This window comes from Streptomyces sp. NPDC003691, from assembly GCF_053981115.1.
In genome coordinates, this window is sequence record NZ_JBSFNQ010000012.1 from 92,389 (window position 1) to 111,198 (window position 18,810).

General features: G+C 71.5%; 20 protein-coding genes. 17 read left to right on the plus strand and 3 right to left on the minus strand.

Annotated features, from left to right (window positions below):
- Positions 1-263 precede the first annotated feature (263 nt).
- Positions 264-947: a hypothetical protein gene (locus tag ACWDR0_RS08770; RefSeq protein ID WP_456350925.1), complete on the minus strand. Its 684-nt coding sequence runs from the start codon at positions 945-947 to the stop codon at positions 264-266.
- Between the two features lie 821 nt (positions 948-1,768).
- Positions 1,769-2,212, minus strand: coding sequence for a helix-turn-helix domain-containing protein (locus ACWDR0_RS08775; RefSeq protein ID WP_456350926.1), 444 nt, complete (start codon positions 2,210-2,212; stop codon positions 1,769-1,771).
- A 194-nt stretch (positions 2,213-2,406) separates the two neighbouring features.
- Here ACWDR0_RS08775 and ACWDR0_RS08780 point away from each other — a divergent pair, with 194 nt between their 5' ends.
- The 17 genes from ACWDR0_RS08780 (at position 2,407) to ACWDR0_RS08860 (ending at position 14,715) form a co-directional block, all read left to right on the plus strand.
- On the plus strand, positions 2,407-2,715 hold the full coding sequence (locus tag ACWDR0_RS08780) for a WhiB family transcriptional regulator (RefSeq protein WP_456350927.1): 309 nt from the start codon (positions 2,407-2,409) through the stop codon (positions 2,713-2,715).
- A 133-nt stretch (positions 2,716-2,848) separates the two neighbouring features.
- Positions 2,849-3,493, plus strand: coding sequence for a hypothetical protein (locus ACWDR0_RS08785; protein WP_456350928.1), 645 nt, complete (start codon positions 2,849-2,851; stop codon positions 3,491-3,493).
- Entirely contained in the window at positions 3,490-3,705 is a 216-nt protein-coding gene (locus ACWDR0_RS08790; protein WP_456350929.1) for a hypothetical protein, read from the plus strand. Before ACWDR0_RS08785 ends, ACWDR0_RS08790 begins: the two co-directional genes overlap by 4 nt.
- 379 nt (positions 3,706-4,084) lie before the next feature.
- Entirely contained in the window at positions 4,085-4,495 is a 411-nt protein-coding gene (locus ACWDR0_RS08795; RefSeq protein ID WP_456350930.1) for a hypothetical protein, read from the plus strand.
- A gap of 123 nt (positions 4,496-4,618) precedes the next feature.
- The gene (locus ACWDR0_RS08800) at positions 4,619-5,224 is read left to right on the plus strand and encodes a phage tail tube protein (RefSeq protein ID WP_456350931.1); all 606 of its coding nucleotides are present in this window, start codon (positions 4,619-4,621) and stop codon (positions 5,222-5,224) included.
- A gap of 87 nt (positions 5,225-5,311) precedes the next feature.
- Entirely contained in the window at positions 5,312-5,602 is a 291-nt protein-coding gene (locus tag ACWDR0_RS08805; protein WP_456350932.1) for a hypothetical protein, read from the plus strand.
- 65 nt (positions 5,603-5,667) lie between these two features.
- A complete protein-coding gene (locus ACWDR0_RS08810; protein ID WP_456350956.1) occupies positions 5,668-6,024 on the plus strand; it encodes a hypothetical protein in 357 nt (118 codons plus the stop codon).
- Positions 6,025-6,039: 15 nt separating this feature from the next.
- Positions 6,040-6,732, plus strand: coding sequence for a hypothetical protein (locus ACWDR0_RS08815; RefSeq protein ID WP_456350933.1), 693 nt, complete (start codon positions 6,040-6,042; stop codon positions 6,730-6,732).
- Between the two features lie 40 nt (positions 6,733-6,772).
- Complete coding sequence (locus ACWDR0_RS08820; RefSeq protein WP_456350934.1) at positions 6,773-7,951, plus strand: phage tail protein; 1,179 nt, start codon at positions 6,773-6,775, stop codon at positions 7,949-7,951.
- Entirely contained in the window at positions 7,948-9,210 is a 1,263-nt protein-coding gene (locus ACWDR0_RS08825) for a hypothetical protein (RefSeq protein ID WP_456350935.1), read from the plus strand. The genes ACWDR0_RS08820 and ACWDR0_RS08825 overlap by 4 nt, the downstream gene beginning before the upstream one ends.
- Before the next feature lie 186 nt (positions 9,211-9,396).
- Positions 9,397-10,320 carry a phage distal tail protein gene (locus ACWDR0_RS08830; RefSeq protein ID WP_456350936.1) on the plus strand — a complete coding sequence of 308 codons (924 nt, stop codon included), beginning with the start codon at positions 9,397-9,399 and terminating at the stop codon, positions 10,318-10,320.
- Positions 10,321-10,369: 49 nt separating this feature from the next.
- Positions 10,370-11,443: a hypothetical protein gene (locus ACWDR0_RS08835; protein ID WP_456350937.1), complete on the plus strand. Its 1,074-nt coding sequence runs from the start codon at positions 10,370-10,372 to the stop codon at positions 11,441-11,443.
- Positions 11,440-12,549 (plus strand): hypothetical protein, encoded by a 1,110-nt coding sequence (locus ACWDR0_RS08840; protein WP_456350938.1) that lies wholly within the window; start codon positions 11,440-11,442, stop codon positions 12,547-12,549. The genes ACWDR0_RS08835 and ACWDR0_RS08840 overlap by 4 nt, the downstream gene beginning before the upstream one ends.
- A complete protein-coding gene (locus ACWDR0_RS08845) occupies positions 12,549-13,061 on the plus strand; it encodes a hypothetical protein (protein WP_456350939.1) in 513 nt (170 codons plus the stop codon). The genes ACWDR0_RS08840 and ACWDR0_RS08845 overlap by 1 nt, the downstream gene beginning before the upstream one ends.
- 70 nt (positions 13,062-13,131) lie before the next feature.
- Positions 13,132-14,058, plus strand: coding sequence for a peptidoglycan-binding protein (locus ACWDR0_RS08850; RefSeq protein ID WP_456350940.1), 927 nt, complete (start codon positions 13,132-13,134; stop codon positions 14,056-14,058).
- Between the two features lie 143 nt (positions 14,059-14,201).
- Positions 14,202-14,453: a hypothetical protein gene (locus ACWDR0_RS08855; RefSeq protein ID WP_456350941.1), complete on the plus strand. Its 252-nt coding sequence runs from the start codon at positions 14,202-14,204 to the stop codon at positions 14,451-14,453.
- Positions 14,440-14,715: a hypothetical protein gene (locus tag ACWDR0_RS08860; RefSeq protein WP_456350942.1), complete on the plus strand. Its 276-nt coding sequence runs from the start codon at positions 14,440-14,442 to the stop codon at positions 14,713-14,715. Before ACWDR0_RS08855 ends, ACWDR0_RS08860 begins: the two co-directional genes overlap by 14 nt.
- Before the next feature lie 142 nt (positions 14,716-14,857).
- Here ACWDR0_RS08860 and ACWDR0_RS08865 read toward each other — a convergent pair whose 3' ends face one another.
- Entirely contained in the window at positions 14,858-18,766 is a 3,909-nt protein-coding gene (locus ACWDR0_RS08865; protein WP_456350943.1) for a DNA-directed RNA polymerase subunit beta', read from the minus strand.
- Positions 18,767-18,810: the final 44 nt, after the last annotated feature.

Below are 18,810 nucleotides of genomic sequence, written 5' to 3' on the forward strand. Positions count from 1 at the left end.
CTGGGTCAAAACAAATGCCCACGCGGCCGGACCCCCCGCGGAACCGCCCGCACATCCCCGTTCGGGTCCCCCGGGGCGGGGCGGCCATGGGGCTGTGCGGTGGAAGGCGGGGCGGGCCCGCGACTACCCGCCCTGCGGCAGGAGCGCCGGAATCCGGCGGGCCGGGCCGCCCCGGGGCCGGAGAGCGGGCCGCTCGCGCTCCCGCGGACCGGGGCCGCGGCAGGACGGGCGGCTACGCGGGGCGGAGCCCCGCCGGGGGCGGGCTACGGCCCGGGGCGGCCCAGGTCGTCGGCGGGCGGGCCGCCGGGCGGCGGGGTGTCGCCCCGCGGCGTCCTGCGGCCACCCCCGCCGAGCCGGGGGATCGTGGGCACCTTCGACTTCCGGCTCTTGGTCATGAAGCCGGGCCTCGGCCGGGGCTCCCCCGGTTCGTCCGGATACCCCGTGCCCTCGTCGCGGCCGGTGGCGGGCGCTTCCGCCTCGCCGCCGTCCCGGTCCGCCGTACCGCCGCCGGTCCGGCGGGCCCGGCGCGACCTCCCCCGGGGCGACTCCCGCTCCGCGCCACCGACCTCCGCCGCGTCCCCGCTGCCGGGGCCCGGGCCCGGCGCGTCCCGGGCGTCCTGCGGGAAGGGGATGACGGCGGCCTGTCCCGGGGTGCGGTCGACGAGCCTCAGCGGCCTGGCCGCGGCCAGCGCCTCCGCCAGCGCGGGGCCGTACTCGGCGGCGGCGTCCCGCCAGCCCGTCGCGTACGCCTCGATCTCCCGGCGGTCGAGTTCCTCGCGCAGCAGTACGGCGATGTCGTCCGGGGAGTGGGCCTCCAGGAGGCGTCCCACTAAGGCGAGCAGTTCGGGGAGGTCACCACCGGACGGGGTGCCCGGGAGCCGGGAGGAGGGCGGTGCCGACGGTGCGGTCGCCGCCACCCGCCGGTCCGACCGCTCGCGCTCGGACATGCCTGCCCCCACCCCCGTCGTTCACTGACCGCCCGCTCGTGTGCCCGTACGACGAGAACGCCCCGCGCGACGCCCCTGTGCCCGGCCCGCGTCACTCAAGCGTCCGGCCTGCGTAAATGCAGGGGAACAGGTGGTGACAGTTTACTGACGGCCGGTTTTCGGGGATCGGGGAAGCCCCTGAATCCCGTGTCCGCGGCCGGATCGCCCGGCGCGGGAACCGCCGGATCCGGCAAGGCCCGGGGCCTCCTCGGAGCACCGCCCGGTTCTCCGGCCCCGCCGGGTCCCGGTTGTCCGGCTGCTCCGGAGAGCCTCCGGGGGCTGCTGCGGGGCCGCCCGGTGCCGGGAGAAGGCGGTGCTGGTGGAGGCGGTGCTGATCGGCCCCCGGGGCCGGGCGCCGCCGGGCCGGGCGGGCGGCGGCCCGCACGGTGCCTGCCGGGGGCCGGTGGATGACGCGTTCCCGTACCGCCGGGTGCGCTACGGATGCTTCGAGTGCGGGCGGGCCCGCCGACCCGTGCCGGGCGGCTGCAGCGCCGGACACCGGACGCCCCGAGCAGGTACGGGCCCGCCGGGCCGGAGCACGGCACCGGCGGCCGGGGCGGGCCGTGACAGGCCGCACGGCCTGTCGGCCCGGGAGGCGCCCGCCGCGTCAGCGGGCCGCCGCGCTCATCACCGGCACCCGTCACGGCGGGCGGTACGGCCGGGCGGTGGGGCCCCGGGACACCGGTCCGCAGCGGCGGGCAGCCCCGGGCGGGTGCCGTCACGGCGAGTGCGCCCCGGCCCCGCTCGCAGCCCCGCGCCCTGAGGCGAGCGCGGCGCGGTGTTCAGTCCTTGGCCATCGGGGCGCGGCGCCGGGCCGGTTCCGGCGGCAGGAACTGGCCCGCCACCCGGATGAACATCTCGCGCTGGTCGGCGGGCACACCGAGCCCCGCGGCCGCCTCCTCCAGCGTCAGCCGACGCTCTCCCAGCACCGGTGCGGCACCGGCCTCCGGGGTCTGCGGAAGCGGCAGCTCGTCCTCGGTGAGCCGGCCGGAGCGGATCAGCATGTCCCGTACCGGCACGTCGAGGACGTGCGCGAGCCGCCGGGTGGTCTCCAGGTCCGGCATGGACTGCCGCTGGAGCAGCCGGGTGATGGCCGCGCGGTGCACCCCGGCCTCGTCGGCCAGCCGCGACTTCCCGCCGCCGCGCGGGCTGTCGATGTCGTATCCACGGCGGCGGATGAGGTCTTCGATCCAGGTGGCGAACGGTTCCAGGCCACTGGTTGTCATATTCGGGTCGCCTCCCTCCGAAGCGACCCTCAGACTATCGCGCTTGCGCGCAAGGAATTACGTGATTGCGCACTCCCACTGCCCCGTGTCGCCGGGCGCGTCCGGCATCTGACGCCGAAGTTAGTTGCGGGCGCACTCGCAACATGCCATCGTGCGGGGTCGCAACACTCCCGCCGCACGCCAGGAGGCGCCGCATGCCCGTGCCCGAATCATCCGCCTCGCCGCGCTGGCGCACCGCGGCCGCCTGCGCCGGACTGCCGCCGCAGATCATCTTCGCGCGTCGGGAGTCAGAGGCTCGACCTGCGCTGCAAGCCTGTCAGCGCTGCCCGGTGGCCCGCCGGTGCGAGGAGTCGGTAGCCCCGGCCGAGAGCTTCTTCGACGGCGTCAGCGGCGGGCGCCTGTGGCGTAACGGACGACTGGTCCGGCTGCGCGGCCATTATGTTGCGCCATCGCACGCTAACGCGGGAAGCGACCCCTCCGAGAGGCTCATCTGGTCGGCATGAAGCGCCCATTCACTTCTTCTTACCCAGACGTACTCGAAGTCAACGCATCCGCGGCACCCCTCGCCCGCCGAAGCGGTAGGCGCCATCGCACGGCCCCGGGCTCGAACCGGACCCCCACGAGCAGGAGGCACTGTTGAACACGGCCACGCAGGACGCAGCCGTCTGGATCGAGACGCTCCACCGCCGGTTCCCCGAGCTGCTGACGGAGTTGGCCCCCGGCCGGCGGCCCCCCGCCGCGATCGGCGCCGGACGCCCGGCGCCCGGCCAGCCGTCCGTCCCCCTGCGCCTGCATGTCTCGGACGCCGTCCGTGACATCACCGACGGCGTCGTCGAACTGGACGAGGCGGTGCACGACCGGCTCCGGCTCGGCCGCCCCCGGCACGCCCGGGTCCCGCAGCGACTGGCCAGGATCGCCTCACTGCTGGGCGAGGTCGACGCGCACCCCGATCTCGCGGAGCACATCCGCGACGAGGCGCGGCGGATGACCGGCCGGTGCGGCAGGGCACTCGGCGATCCGGAGCCGGTGGTACGGGTCGGCGGACACTGCCCCTGGTGCGACTCGGTGTCGCTGCGGGCCTTCCCGGACCGGCGCGCGGTGCTCTGTGTGAACCCGGGCTGTCGCTGCGGGTCGGGCGACTGCCCCTGCGGTACGGATCCGGCGCACCGCCACAGCTGGCACGAGGCGGCCGGCGGCACCCCGCCCGGGGCCTCTCCCGGGACGGACTGGCGGGCGGTCTCCGCGGCGATGGACGCGGCGGCGGAAGGCGCCCGCCGATGACCGCGATACAGGCCGGGGGGCCGGTGGCCCGCCGCGCCCCGGGGCCGCTGATCACCGGCGCGCTGGCCGCCGCGGAGGCCGGGGTCGTTCCGGCGACCATCCGCAAGTGGGTCCAGCTCGGCCATCTGGCCCCGGCCGGACGCCGGGGCCGCGCCGGGCTCTACCGGCTGGAGGACGTCTTCGCGGCGGAACGCGCCACCAGACGCCGCTGACCGCCGCAGCCGCGCGGGGCCGGCCCCACCAGGCGGCACCCCCGAGAGCTCCGGTCCCGGCGGCCGTACCCCGGAGCCGTACCCCCGCCCGCAGACCAGAGGCGGCCACCCCGCACCACGGGGTGGCCGCCTTTTTGGTGCGCGCCCGCACGTTTTGGTTGCGCGCTCGCGCGCAGTCGATCACAATAGGTGCAGCGGCGGAGCTGTGCCCGCATCCCTCCCTCCGGATGCCCCTCCCGGGCCCGGCTCCGCCGCTGTTCCATGCCGGTTCCCGCCGGGCAGGCCGCCGGGACGGCCGTACGCACACACCGGACGCCGCGGCACGGCCGCCGTCCGTGCACCGTGCGCACCCGCTCGTACGAAGAGGAGTGAATCCGTCATGAGCACACCCGTCCCGAGCACCTTCCCCGATATCGAGGCCATCGTCGTGGACCTGCTGCGCAACCGGCCCGAACTGGGCGGCGCGGTGGTCGACGAGACCCCGCCCGCCGGGTTCAACGGCACCCAGCGAGCCGTGATCGTCTCCCGCCGGGGCGGTGCCTGGGTCGAGGACCTCCATGTCGACCAGCCACTGATCGAACTGGAGGTCTACGGGCCGGACAAGACGTCCGCGCATGTCCTGACCAACGCGGCCCGCGCCGTACTGCTCCGCTCCCGCGGACTCGCCGTCGGCACCTCGCTCATCACCGATGTCGCCGAAGCCGACGGTCCGCGGTGGCAGCCGGACTTCGTGTACGCGGGAGCCAACCGCTACCAGTGCGTACTCCGGATGACCGTACGCACCAACTGACCCGCCCCTCCCCCCCACCCACAGACCAGGCCTCGCCCCCTCCGGGCGGGGCCTGTGCCGTATCCGCGGCACCCCGCCCGGACCGTCCCCGGTCCGGGCACCCATCACACCCAAGGAGTGTTCATGGCAGGCAACTCGTCCGAGATCCGCGTCGCGGGCACCGGCCGCGTCCTCGTCGGCGCGGTCGGCGCGACGGCGCCCACCACCTTCTCCGCCAACCCCGCGGCCGACTGGAGCGCCGCCTGGACGGACCTCGGTTACACCACGACCGACGGCGTCACCTTCGCCAAGAAGGACAAGTTGGACCCGGTGGAGACCTGGCAGGCCATCAGCCCGGCCCGCTTCGTCTACTCGGACCGCGATCTCACCCTGAAGTTCGCGATGCTCCAGTTCAACGAGAACACCCTGCCGTTCTTCATCGGCGGCTCGAAGGGCGACGTCAAGACAGTCGGCGCCCCCAACTCCGGCGTCTACAGCCTGGACATTCCGGACGGTCCGACGTTCGACGAGCGGGCCCTCGGCCTGGAGTTCACCGACGGCAAGGACATCACCTACCGGTTCGTCATCCCCCGCGGCCAGGTGACGGCCGCCGACGACGTGAAGCTGGCCCGCAAGTCGGCCGCGTCGCTCGGGGTCACCTTCACCGCGCTCTCCCAGGGCGCGACCGCCCCGCTGGCCACCTTCTTCATGAAGGACCCGGCGTACGCGTCGCCGCCCGTCACCCCGTAACACCCCGGCACCGGGCGGGGACGGCCTTCCGCGGGCCGTCCCCGCCCGCTCCCTCACCACCACACCCACCCTTCGCAGGAGGAACCCATGGCCAACTTCGACGTCAACGCCGCCCGCGCCCAGCGCCAGGAGGCGGCCGGCCGCACCTGGTCCTTCGGGATCGACGGCGAGACCTTCGACCTGCCCACCGAGCTGACCCGGGCCACCGCCAAGGCGATGCAGAAGCTGGACGACAACGACGTCGACGGCCTGCTGGCGCTGCTGATGGGCAAGGAGCAGTTCGCCCGGTTCGCGAAGCACGAGATCACCCTCCAGGACATCGCCGCGGTCCTGAACGCCTACGGCAAGGAGACCGGGCTCGGCCTGGGGGAAGACTGAGCCTCGTCGAGTTCGTCGAAGAACACGCCGAGGCACTCGAAGCCGACCTGCTGCGGTACTACCACCTGGACCTGCTCGACTGGCACCGCGGTGACCTCTCCTCGCGCCGGCTGCTGGCACTGGTCAAGCATCTGCCGCGGGACAGCGCGGTCAGCCGGGAGGTCAACGGCGAGTCGGCGGACTGGTCCATGACCGACTACCTGCTGGCGGCGGCGGTGGACCATCTGGCGATCGCCAACTGGATGTACACCTGCGTCAACTCGGACGAGCCGCCGGATCAGCCGGAACCGGTGCCCAGGCCGCAACTCCCCCCGGACAGCGCCGAGGACTCCCTGGACTCCCCGGCTCCGGGGGCGCCCTCACAGCCGACAGCCTCCGCGGCGCCACCCGGCCCCGCCGAGCTGGCGCGCTTCTTCGGCTGACCCACGGGAGCCGTCATGACAAACGACAACACATCCGCGGCACAACAGATACGGGAGATCCGGCAGGCGCTGGAGGGCAAGGCCGACACCGCGTCCCTCATTTCGGTTCTGCATATCTCCGACGTCCGTCCGGAGGCCCTGGGCTTCAAGAACAAGGACGAGCTGGCCACCAAGAAGTACGTCGACGATGCGACCGCGGACAAGTTCGGGACCAAGCCGATGTGGTTCAAGGAGTGGGAATTCCTCTTCTGGCCCATGCTCGGCGCCATGTTCCTCAAGATCGACCTGGCGCTCCTCGACCTCACCGCCCAGGTCAACAACCACATCAAGCGCCCCCTCTACGAAAGGGTGCTCACCCCTATCGCACGCAGGCGGGGTGCCAGAATCCGGGCCCGCAATCCCGGGCCGGCCGGCCGGGAGGCGGTCCAGAACGCCAGATTCGCGCTCGGCCCCAACCAGACCTATCGAACCGTCATGGACCGGGCCGAAAGAGAGCTCGTCAACATCAGAACGCGCCTCAACCGGCTGGAGAGCCTGAACACCGACAAGCGGCTGAACAAGCTGGAGGACAAACTGGCCCGTGGTGCCGGGGCGGCGCGACGAACCGGTGGCCAGCTCGCCGCCGGGCAACAGGGGCCGGTCGCCCCGCCTTCTCTCGACAGTCTCCAGCGGCAGGTCACCGCCCTGACCCGGGCGCTGGCTCCTTGAGCCGTGTCGCGCGACCCATATCACCGCAGAGGAGACCTCTATGTCTCTGGTCAAAGCGCTGAACAGCGCCAACAGTTCGCTCAAGGACTTCAAGACGAAGTCCGACGACGCCAACCGCGCCGCCGGAAACCTCAAGAACGGCGCACAGAACAGCGAAGGCGGGGTCAAGAAGCTCCGGGACGCGGCCAGACAGGCCGCTTCGCAGCTCAAGACCCTCAAGGACCGGGCCGACAGCGCCGAGAAGTCCGTCGGCAACGCCGGCAAGGCCGGTCAGACCGGCGGCACCAACATCGGCAAGTTCAAGGGCGGGGCCGACAACGCCAAAAAGGGCATGGACGGGCTCAACACGTCCATGAAGGGCAATGTCTTCACCCGGCTTCTCGACCTCTTCATGCCGCTCATCGAGAAGGTCGTCCAGATGGCGACCGAGTCGGAGGGCATGCGGAAAATCCTCAAGAAGGCCTTCGACGCCGTCAAGAAGGTCGTCGAGGACGTCTGGAAAAAAGTCGGCCCGATCATCAAGGACTTCGGCAAACGCGTCAAGGACACGTTCGACAAGGCCCGGGACAAGGTCTCGGACATCGTCGGAAAAATCAAGAAGTTCGTCAAGGACGGCTTCGAGAGCGTCAAGAAGCGTATCGAGGACCCCCTCAAGAAGGCCCGGGACAACGTCAAGGAGATCTGGGGCAAGATCAGGGGCCATATCAAGCCCGTGACCGATTTTATCGACAAGATCCCGAAGGTCTTCCAGCATGTCAAGGACGAGCTGGGAAAGAAGTGGGGCGGCCTGAAGAAGACCGCGAGCGATACCTTCGGCAAGATCAAAGACGCTGTCAAAGGCCCGATCAACGATGTCATCGGCATCATCAACCGGGCCATCGACAAGGTCAACTCGTTCGACTTCAAGGTCCCCGACTGGGTCCCCGGCATCGGCGGGAAGTCGATTCCGGACATCCCCAGGATCCCCAGGCTCGCCGAGGGCGGAGTCGTGGCGCCCCGGGCCGGCGGCGTACCGGCGATCATCGCCGAGGCCGGTGAGGCCGAGGCCGTACTGCCGCTGTCCAAGCTGAACCGGCTGCTGCGGCGCACCGCGCTGACCGCCCGCGCCCAGGGAGACACCGGGCCCGGGTTCCATATCGAGCACTACCACGCGGCGCCCGCCGGCGATCCCCGGTCGACGGCCAAGGCCCTGATGTTCCTGGCGAAGGCCCGAGGATGAGCGCGATCGCCGCCTCCCGCGGCGGCCATCCCCTCGCCGGGGTGAGCACGCCGATGAACACCCTGCGGAACTGGCACAGCCAGTCCACCGGCGCCGTCCGGACCGCGGTCCAGCGCATCGGCGGGATCGGCAGCGCGGCCGACAAGGTGCGGAACGCGGCCCGGGAAACCGGATCGGCGGTGGCCGGCCTCAAGTCCCGGGCAACTCCGTCCACCGCACCGGTCAGGGCCGTCGGCCGGAACTCCGGTATCGCCGCCGAGAAGCTCAGGGCCGTCCGGGAACGGTCCCGGTCGTCCGGCCGGGCGGCGAAGAGCCTGGCCGACGGCGGGGGCGGCTTCAGCAGGATCGTCGGACCGCTCGGCACGGTCATGGGCATCATGTCCCCGCTGCTCACCGGGCTCGGGATCGGGCTGACCGCGGGTGCCGTCGCCATGGCCGCGATCAGCGTCGGCATGCAGTCCAATCCGTTCGGCGCGGCCGCCGTCGCCGCCGTCGTCCTCATCGACATCATCATCGACTTCGCCCTCAACTCGGAGCAGGGACAGCGCCTTGTCAAGAAGGGCTTCGACAAGCTCCAAGAGGGCTTCGAGTGGGTCAGGAAGAATGTGTTCCCGCTCGTCTCGAAGGCCCGCGCCGCCGTCGCCGACGGAATCGACTTCGTCCGCAGGCGGATCGTGGACCCCATCGGCTCCATCGGGAGGGATGTCAAGGACGCCTTCAACAACGCCCGCGAGGGCATCCGGAAGGCGACCAGCGGCCTCGGCAAGCTCTTCAAGGACCCCTGGGACGGCATCAAGGCCGTTGTCGAGCCGGTCCGCGCATGGCTGGACGACAAGCTGCCGCCGGTGTTCGACGAGGTGAAGGACGCCACGGCCGACACCCTGCGGAGCATGGCCGACTCGGTCCGCAGGGGCCTGGGGTTCTTCGGCGGAATCCTCCAGGCACCGGCCAGGTTCGCCGAATGGCTGATCGACGCCTGGGAGAACATCGACTTCAAGAAGCTTTTCGACCCCAAGGCCATCGGCAAGAAGATCACCAGCTTTCTCGCCGAAGGCGGCCTGGTCAGCCCGCCGCACGGCGCCCTCCCGGGCTCCATCACCCCGCTCGGCGACGTCGCCGGGCTGCGGGCCGCGGAACCGGACGGCCGGGATGCGCGGGGCGTACGGCGGCCCTGCCGGGTGGAGAGCTTCCACGAACCTGTCGGCGCCGGTGCGTACGAGATCGCCGACGAGCTGCTGTTCCTCGCCCGCGCCGCGTAGACCCCGCATCCCGCCCGGGGATACGCCCCGGGCCGGCGCGACGCCAGGCCCCGTCCCGTACCGCGCGACCACCGGCCCGGCCCGTACCGCGCGGCACCGGCCGCCGTCCCGCACACCGGCCGCCGTCCCGCACACGGCCGCGCACTGCCGCGCACCCACCGACTCCGCACCGGAGGTGACGGCCCCATGGCCACACCCGCCCCACCCCTCAACCCCGACACCGGCACCGGCTCCGCACCCGCCTCACTGATCAGCCTCGACGGGCAGGTCCAGTGGGGCGAACTGCTGCTCGGCCCCGGCACCCCGTACGAGATCGACCGCCAGGGACTGACCGGCTGGGAGGACCTACCGGAGGCCGACACCACCGACGCCGACCGCCCCACCACCCACGGCTCCTGGCCCGGCACCCAGTACGCCCGCCCCCGCCGGATCGGCGGCCAGATCTGGCTGCTGCCCGCGCCCGGCAGCGACCCGGCCGACACCCTCCGCACGCTGCGCCGCGCCTTCGGGCTCCGGCACACCGAGCAGTGGCTGGCGGTACGGGTCCACGGCGAGACCCTGGCCGTGCGGGCCCGGATCAGCCAGCGCGTCCTGCCCGCCGACCGCGGTCTGCTCGCCCAGGGCGTCGGCCGGGTCACCGTGCAGTGGGTGGCCACCGACCCCCGCCGCTACACCGTCGAGGCCCGTTCCCTGACCACCGGGGCACCCCAGCCGGCCACCGGTCTGAACTGGCCCCTGAGCTGGCCGCTCGACTGGGGCGCCGCATCCGTCACCGGCGATCTCACGGTCGTCAACGACGGCAGCGCGCCCAGTCACCCGGTCCTCACCCTCCGCGGCCCCTGCTCCAACCCCGTGATCACCAACCGGCTGACCGGACGCACCCTGCGCTACCTCGTCGACCTGGGCGAGGACGACGTCCTCACCGTCGACACCTCCAGCGGCGCGGTGACGCTCAACGAGACCGCGTCCCGGCGCCACACCGCCGCGCCCGACAGCAGCCCCGAGGAGCTGTTCACGCTGGAGCCCGGTGTCAACGAGGTCACCTACCGGCCGCGTTCGTCGACACCCGCCGCCACCCTCGCCGTCCGCTGGCGCAGCGCCGAATGGTGACCCCCGCGGCACGCCGCACCGACCACCACGACCTCCAGAGGAGTACCCGATGACCATCCGCACCGTATGGCACGCCCCCACCGGACAGACACAGGAGGACACCCGGCTGGCCACGTCCGCCCTGCTGACCCCCACCGGACAGCTCTCCTCCCGTGGCGGAGTCGTCCCCGGCGGCCTCGAACTCGAAGGGGTCAATGCCCTCCAGTGCCGGATCATGCCGGGCCGGGCCGTCATCCAGACCTCGGCCCGGCAGGGCTCCTACCTGGTCGCCGTGGTGGAACCGGAGATCGTCACCCTGGCCCCGGGCAGCCCGGACGGTATGCGCAAGGACCGTATCGTCCTGGTCGTCGAGGACGCCCCCTACGACGCCTCGGGTGCCACCCGTGGCGTGATCAAGGTGGTGCAGGGCCCGACGGCCGTCACCGGACCGCAGGAGCCGGAGACCCCGCCGAACGCCCTGCCGCTCTTCACCGTCACGGTCGACCGGAACGCGGCGTCGGTCAACTGGGGAACGGCCGTCGAGAACCGCCGCTACCCGACCGCTGCGCTCGGCGGCATCGTGCCCACCGGCGGCTTCAACGGGCTGTACAAGGGCCAGTACCGCGACAACGGCGACCGGCTGGAACGGTGGACCGGAGGCACCAACGGCACCTGGCAGCCCTACCCCCTGCCGCCGGTCTGGCGCTCGTGGACCCCGGCATGGACCGCGGCGACCGGCACCAACCCCTCGTACGGCAACGCCGTCGTGGACTGCCGGTACGTACAGGACGGCCCGACCGTCCACTTCAACTTCCGGGTGGTCTTCGGCACCACCACCAACTTCCGCACCGGCAACCCGAACTGGCGCTTCAGCCTCCCGGTTCCCGCGGCCAGGGCCACCCACAGTGCCGGCTTCGTCGAACTGCACCAGGCCGAGGACCAGCTGCCGACCGTGTCCGACCGTGCCGTCGGGCGGATCCGGCTCACCAGCACCAGCTACTTCGAGATCGAGCTGAGCTCGGGCAAGCTGCGCGGCGGCAACACCGGATCCGTCGGCATCGTCGACGCCGCGTACCCCTTCAGCTGGAAGGTCAACGACTACATCGTCGGCAGCGGCACCTACGAAGCGGTGGCCCCCGCGTGACCGCCGTCAGCCCCTACCGGGTGCTGTTCTGCGATCTGCGGACCGACCGCGTCCTCGACTCCCTCCCGCTGCGGGACGTCCAGGTCGACGACTACATCGGCCGTACGGGCTCCCTCACCGGCACGCTCCCCGTCCCCGACGCCGCGACAGCGGCCCGCGCCCGCGCCCTCCAGGAGGGCCGGACCGCGGTCTATCTGGAGCGCGGCGGGGACCTGTGGTGGGGCGGGATCCTCTGGACCACGACCCTCACCTCGGACGACAAGGGGTCGATGTCCCTCACCATCCAGGCCGCGACCTTCGATTCGTACGCCGCCCGGCGGAGGATCCGGCGCGACTTCGTCTCCGTCGGCGAGCAGGACGAACTCGCCTTCGCCCGGGACCTGTGGAACTACATGCAGGAGTCCGAGGGCGGTGACATCGGCGTCGTCGTGGGCGAGGAGAGGTCCGGGGAGATGCTGGAGGTCTCCTGGCGCTCCACCGACGAGACCGTCGTCGACGACGCGCTGCGGGAGATCGCCGACGCCGAGAACGGCTTCGAGCACTACATCGAGGTCAGCCGGGACCCCGTCACCGGCATGCGGACCAAGCGGCTCCGGCTGGGCAGCCCCCGGCTGGAGCACGGCGGCGAGGACCTCGTTCTCGACCGTCCCGGATCGGTCCTCGGCTACTCCTTCCCCCGGGACGCCACCCGCGGCGGCACCCATGCCCGGGTGCGGGGCGGCACCATCGAGCGGAACCCGAACGTGGAGGCCCGTCAGATCGTCTCGCCGGTTCTCGTCGCCCGGGACCTGATCGCCGAGGGCTGGCCGCAGATCGACCTCAGTGCCGATCTTCCGCAGGTCATCTGGCCCGGCCGGCTGTTGAGACACGCCCGGTATCTGCTCCAGAGGGCCGCCGGCACCGTCGTCGTCCCCGAGGTCACCGTCCGGCTCGACGAGCGCATCCCCCTGCCGCCGCAGCTGCTCGGCCGGTTCGTCCGGCTGCGGATCACCGACGAATGGCACCCGGAGGGATTCGAGGGCCGCTACCGCGTGGTCGGAATCAAGATCACCCCGCCCCAGCGCGGCCGTCCGGAGACCGCCGAACTCTTTCTGGAGCGCCGCTGATGCCCATGCTCCCCGAAGACCTCGTCGACCTGATCCACGATCTGCGGCGCCGGCTGGACCGGGTGTCGCTGGCCGCCGGGACCCGGCCCGCGCTCACCGCGGCCACCGGTCCGGCGGCGGCCGCCGCCGGCACCTCCGGCGGTGCCCCGGCCCTCCCGGACACCCCGATCCCGCTCCACCCGGCCCCGGCCCCCGTCACCTCGGCCGGGTGGACCCGGGTCCTCCAGAGCAGCGTCCACCTCCCGTACCCGCGGATCGCCGTCGGGCTCCGGGTGGAGGCCGGTCCCGGCACCACCGTGGAGGCCCTGGTCCGGGTCCTGGCGGCCGACGGGACGACCGTCTCGTCGAGTCCGGTCGTCACCGCCGCCGGGGCCGCCGTCACCCAGGAGGTGATCTTCGTGCCCGGCGGGGCCACGGAGGCCCGGAGCACCCTGTGCGTCGAGGGGCGGGTCACCGCGGGCGGCGCGGGGGCGGCCGTGGGCGTGCTCTACGCGGAGGGCCTCCCGTCATGACCGGCGTCCCCGCGAACCCGGCGGGCCCGCCCGACCCCGCACCCACCCGCACCGTACGCAAGGAGACCCCATGGCCACCCCGCTGACCGCGGACCGCCTGGTCGCCGCCCTGCGCGCCGAGGGCCTCGCGGTCGTCGAGCGGCCGGGCTGGCGCACCAACCACCGCAACCACGCGGGTGCCTGGGGCCCGGTGTACGGAGTGATGGTCCACCACACCGTCTCCTCCGGCACCGAGGCCTCGGTCGACCTGTGCTTCCGGGGGCACTCCACCCTGCCCGGCCCGCTCTGCCATGCCGTGATCGCCAAGGACGGCAGCGTCCATCTGGTCGGCAACGGCCGCGCCAACCACGCCGGCGGCGGCGACCCCGACGTACGGAAAGCCGTGGCGGACGAGAGCTACGGCACCCGCCCGCCGGCCACCAACGAGCACCAGGGCAGCGCGGGCGCCGTGGACGGCAACGTTCACTTCTACGGCTTCGAGTGCGTCAACCGCGGCGACGGCAAGGACCCCTGGCCCGCCGCCCAGCTCGACGCGGTCGAACGGGCCTCGGCCGCCCTCTGCCGGGCCCACGGCTGGACGGCGAAGAGCGTGATCGGGCATCTGGAGTGGTCGGACCGGAAGATCGACCCCCGCGGCTTCACCATGCCGGAACTGCGCACCCGGATCGCCCGCCGCCTGGCGTCCAAGCCCACCGGGCCCGCGAAACCCGGCGGTCCCGCGAAGCCTCCGGCACCCGGCGGCCCCCGCCACCACCCGTTCCCCGGTACGGCCTTCTTCAAGGCCGCCCCCAGCTCCCCCGTGATCACCGCCATGGGCCGGCGGCTGGTGGCAGAGGGCTGCGGGGAGTACGCCGTCGGGCCCGGACCCCGCTGGAGCGAGGCGGACCGCCGCTCGTACGCCCGCTGGCAACGGAAGCTCGGATTCCGGGGTGCCGACGCCGACGGCTGGCCCGGCCCCGCCTCCTGGAACTCCCTGAAGGTCCCCCGCACCCCGTGAGCCGTACCCCGCGGAGGGCCGTCGGCCCGGACCGGCGACCGGTCCGGCGACCGGACCGCCGAACTGCCGGGCGGACGGCCCTCCGCTGCCGGTACGGCCCGCCACTCCGGCCACTCCATGGCCCCGCACCTCAAGGAGGCGGCATGTCCGAAGCCAACCGGCGGACCGTCCGTACGGTCCTCCAGACCGCGGCCGGTATCGCCGTGGCCCTGCCCGCGGTCGTCGATGCGTCCGGGCTGCCCGCCACCCTGCCCTGGGTGGCGGCCGCCCTGGCCGTCTCGGGCGCGCTGACCAGGATCATGGCGCTCGAATCCGTAGAACGGCTGCTGCCGGCCGGGCTCCGCGGCCACCGCTCCCGGACCGCTCCGGAAGGCGCCGCCGATGGCCGGAACTGACCCCCGGATCCCGCCCGGCGCCGGGCTCGGCGTCGCGGTGGAGCTGGAACGGCTCCGCGGCACCCTGGAAGCCGGTTTCGCCCGGGTCGACGGCTCCCTCGCCCTGCTGGTCCAGCGCAGCGACCAGACCGACAAACAACTGGCCGACATGGAGTCCCGGCTGGACTCCCTGGAGCGCGCCCGCTGGCCCCTCGCCAGTCTCGCCGCGCTCACGGCGACCGGCGGTCTGGCCCTGACCCTCTGGCAGCTCGCCGGTCGCTGACCGGCACGGTTCTCACCACGACGCTGCGGTCCTGGTGAGAGGGATACCCCCCGGACAGCCCGAAGGGCGGTCACCCCGCACGGGGTGACCGCCCTTCGTCTCGTTCATCGCGCGGCGGCCCGGCCCGGGCCGCCGCCACGCCTCACTGGTTGTACGGACCGTAGTCGTAGTCCTCCAGCGGAACGGCCTGGCCGGAGCCGGTGCCGAACGGCGAGTAGTCGATGTCGTCGTAGCCGACGGCCGAGTACATCGCGGCCTTGGCCTCCTCGGTCGGCTCGACCCGGATGTTGCGGTAGCGGGCGAGGCCCGTACCGGCCGGGATGAGCTTACCGATGATGACGTTCTCCTTGAGGCCGATCAGGGAGTCCGACTTGGCGTTGATCGCCGCGTCGGTGAGCACCCGGGTCGTCTCCTGGAAGGACGCCGCCGACAGCCACGACTCGGTGGCGAGCGAGGCCTTGGTGATACCCATGAGCTGCGGACGGCCGGAGGCGGGGTGACCGCCCTCGGTGACCACACGGCGGTTCTCGGTCTCGAACTTCGACCGCTCCACCAGCTCGCCGGGCAGCAGCTCCGCGTCGCCGGACTCGATGATCGTCACCCGGCGCAGCATCTGCCGGATGATGATCTCGATGTGCTTGTCGTGGATCGACACGCCCTGCGAGTTGTAGACCTTCTGGACCTCGCCGACCAGGTGGACCTGGACGGCCCGCTGGCCGAGGATCCGCAGCACGTCGTGCGGGTTGGTCGCACCGAAGGTCAGCGGCTGGCCGACCTCGACGTGGTCGCCCTCGTGCACCAGGACCTTGGCACGCTTCGAGATCGGGAAGGCCGTCTCGTCGCTGCCGTCGTCCGGGGTGACGACGAGCTTCTTGGTCTTCTCGGTCTCCTCGATCCGGACGCGGCCGGCCGCCTCCGAGATCGGGGCGACACCCTTGGGCGTACGGGCCTCGAAGAGCTCGACGACTCGCGGCAGACCCTGCGTGATGTCGTCACCGGCCACACCACCGGTGTGGAAGGTACGCATCGTGAGCTGGGTACCGGGCTCACCGATGGACTGGGCGGCGATGATGCCGACCGCCTCACCGATGTCGACCAGCTTGCCGGTGGCCAGCGAACGGCCGTAGCAGAAGGCACAGGTGCCGACCGCGGACTCACAGGTCAGGACCGAGCGGGTCTTGACCTCCTCGACGCCCGCGCCGACCAGCGCGTCGATGAGCACATCGCCCAGGTCGACATTGGCGGGCGCGATGACCCGGCCGTCGACGACGACGTCCTCGGCGAGCATCCGGGCGTAGACAGACGTCTCGACGTTCTCGGCCTTGCGCAGCACACCGTCGGCGCCGCGCTCGGCGATCCGCAGCTTCAGACCGCGCTCGGTGCCACAGTCCTCCTCGCGGATGATCACGTCCTGCGAGACGTCCACCAGACGACGGGTCAGGTAACCCGAGTCGGCGGTACGCAGGGCGGTGTCGGCGAGACCCTTACGGGCACCGTGCGTGGAGATGAAGTACTCCAGCACGGACAGGCCCTCACGGAACGACGCCTTGATGGGACGCGGAATCGTCTCGTTCTTGGCGTTGGACACCAGACCACGCATACCGGCGATCTGACGCATCTGCATCATGTTTCCACGAGCACCCGAGTCCACCATCATGAAGATGGGGTTGGTCTTCGGGAAGTTCGCGTTCATCGCGTCGGCGACCTCGTTGGTCGCGCGGGTCCAGTTGTCGATGAGCTCGTTCGTGCGCTCCTGCTTGGTGATCAGGCCGCGCTCGTACTGCTTCTGGATCCGCTCGTCCTTGGCCTCGTACGAGGCGACGATGCCCTTCTTCGCCTCCGGGACCACGATGTCCGAAACGGCGACGGTGACGCCGGAACGGGTGGCCCAGAAGAAGCCCGCCGCCTTCAGGTTGTCGAGCGTCGCCGCCACGATGACCTTGGGGTAGCGCTCGGCGAGGTCGTTGACGATCTCGGAGAGCTGCTTCTTGCCGACGGAGTAGTCGACGAAGGGGTAGTCCTCGGGGAGCAGCTCGTTGAAGAGCGCCCGGCCGAGGGTCGTCTTCAGCCGGAAGCTGTCGCCCTGCTGCCACGAGGTGCCGTAGCCCTCGCTGTCGTCGTCGGCCGGAGGCGTCCAGCCGCGCGGCGGGATGGTGCCCACCGGGAAGCGGATGTCGACCTTGGCCTGGAGGGACAGCTCACGGGCGTCGAACGCCATGATCGCCTCGGCGGTCGAGCCGAAGGAACGGCCCTCGCCGCGGACCTCCCGCTCCTCCTCGTCCGTGGTGAGGAAGAAGAGGCCGAGCACCATGTCCTGGGTGGGCATGGTGACGGGACGGCCGTCGGCCGGCTTGAGGATGTTGTTCGAGGACAGCATCAGGATGCGGGCCTCGGCCTGGGCCTCCGCCGACAGCGGCAGGTGGACGGCCATCTGGTCACCGTCGAAGTCCGCGTTGAACGCGGTGCAGACGAGCGGGTGGATCTGGATGGCCTTGCCCTCGACCAGCTGCGGCTCGAAGGCCTGGATGCCCAGACGGTGCAGCGTGGGCGCACGGTTCAGCAGCACCGGGTGCTCGGCGATGACCTCTTCGAGGACGTCGTACACGACGGTGCGGCCGCGCTCGACCATGCGCTTGGCCGACTTGATGTTCTGCGCGTGGTTCAGGTCGACCAGGCGCTTCATCACGAACGGCTTGAAGAGCTCCAGCGCCATGGCCTTCGGCAGACCGCACTGGTGCAGCTTGAGCTGGGGGCCGACGACGATCACGGAACGCGCGGAGTAGTCCACGCGCTTGCCGAGGAGGTTCTGACGGAAACGGCCCTGCTTGCCCTTGAGCATGTCGCTCAGGGACTTCAGCGGACGGTTGCCGGGGCCCGTCACCGGGCGGCCGCGGCGGCCGTTGTCGAACAGCGCGTCGACGGCCTCCTGGAGCATCCGCTTCTCGTTGTTCACGATGATCTCGGGGGCACCGAGGTCGAGCAGACGCTTCAGACGGTTGTTCCGGTTGATGACCCGGCGGTACAGGTCGTTCAGGTCGGAGGTGGCGAAACGGCCACCGTCGAGCTGCACCATCGGACGGAGGTCCGGCGGGATGACCGGGACGCAGTCCAGGACCATGCCCTTGGGGCTGTTGCTGGTCTGGAGGAAGGCGGAGACGACCTTGAGGCGCTTGAGCGCACGGGTCTTCTTCTGGCCCTTGCCGGTCCGGATGATCTCGCGGAGGCGCTCGGCCTCCTCGTCCAGGTCGAACGACTCCAGACGCTTCTGCAGGGCGGCGGCGCCCATCGAACCGTCGAAGTAGGTGCCGAAGCGGTCGCGCAGCTCGCGGTAGAGCAGCTCGTCGCCCTCGAGGTCCTGGACCTTGAGGTTCTTGAAGCGGTTCCACACCTCGTCGAGGCGGTCGATCTCGCGCTGGGCGCGGTCGCGGAGCTGCTTCATCTCGCGGTCGGCGCCCTCGCGCACCTTGCGGCGCACATCGGCCTTGGCGCCCTCGGCCTCCAGCTCGGCCAGGTCGGACTCGAGCTTCTTGGCCCGGGCTTCGACATCGGCGTCGCGGCGGTTCTCGATCTGCTGGCGCTCGACGGAGACATGCGCCTCCAGCGAGGGCAGGTCGCGGGTGCGGCGCTCCTCGTCCACGAACGTGATCATGTACGCGGCGAAGTAGATGACCTTCTCGAGGTCCTTCGGCGCCAGGTCCAGCAGGTAGCCCAGGCGCGAGGGAACGCCCTTGAAGTACCAGATGTGGGTGACGGGGGCGGCCAGCTCGATGTGGCCCATCCGCTCACGGCGCACCTTGGCGCGGGTGACCTCGACGCCACAGCGCTCACAGATGATGCCCTTGAAGCGGACGCGCTTGTACTTGCCGCAGTAGCACTCCCAGTCCCGGGTCGGACCGAAGATCTTCTCGCAGAAGAGTCCGTCCTTTTCGGGCTTCAGGGTGCGGTAGTTGATGGTCTCGGGCTTCTTCACCTCGCCGTGCGACCACTGACGGATGTCGTCAGCGGTGGCCAGGCCGATCCGAAGCTCGTCGAAGAAGTTGACGTCGAGCACTATGCGTCAATCCCTCTCAGGGTTGTGTCTCTCAGTGGTCTGTA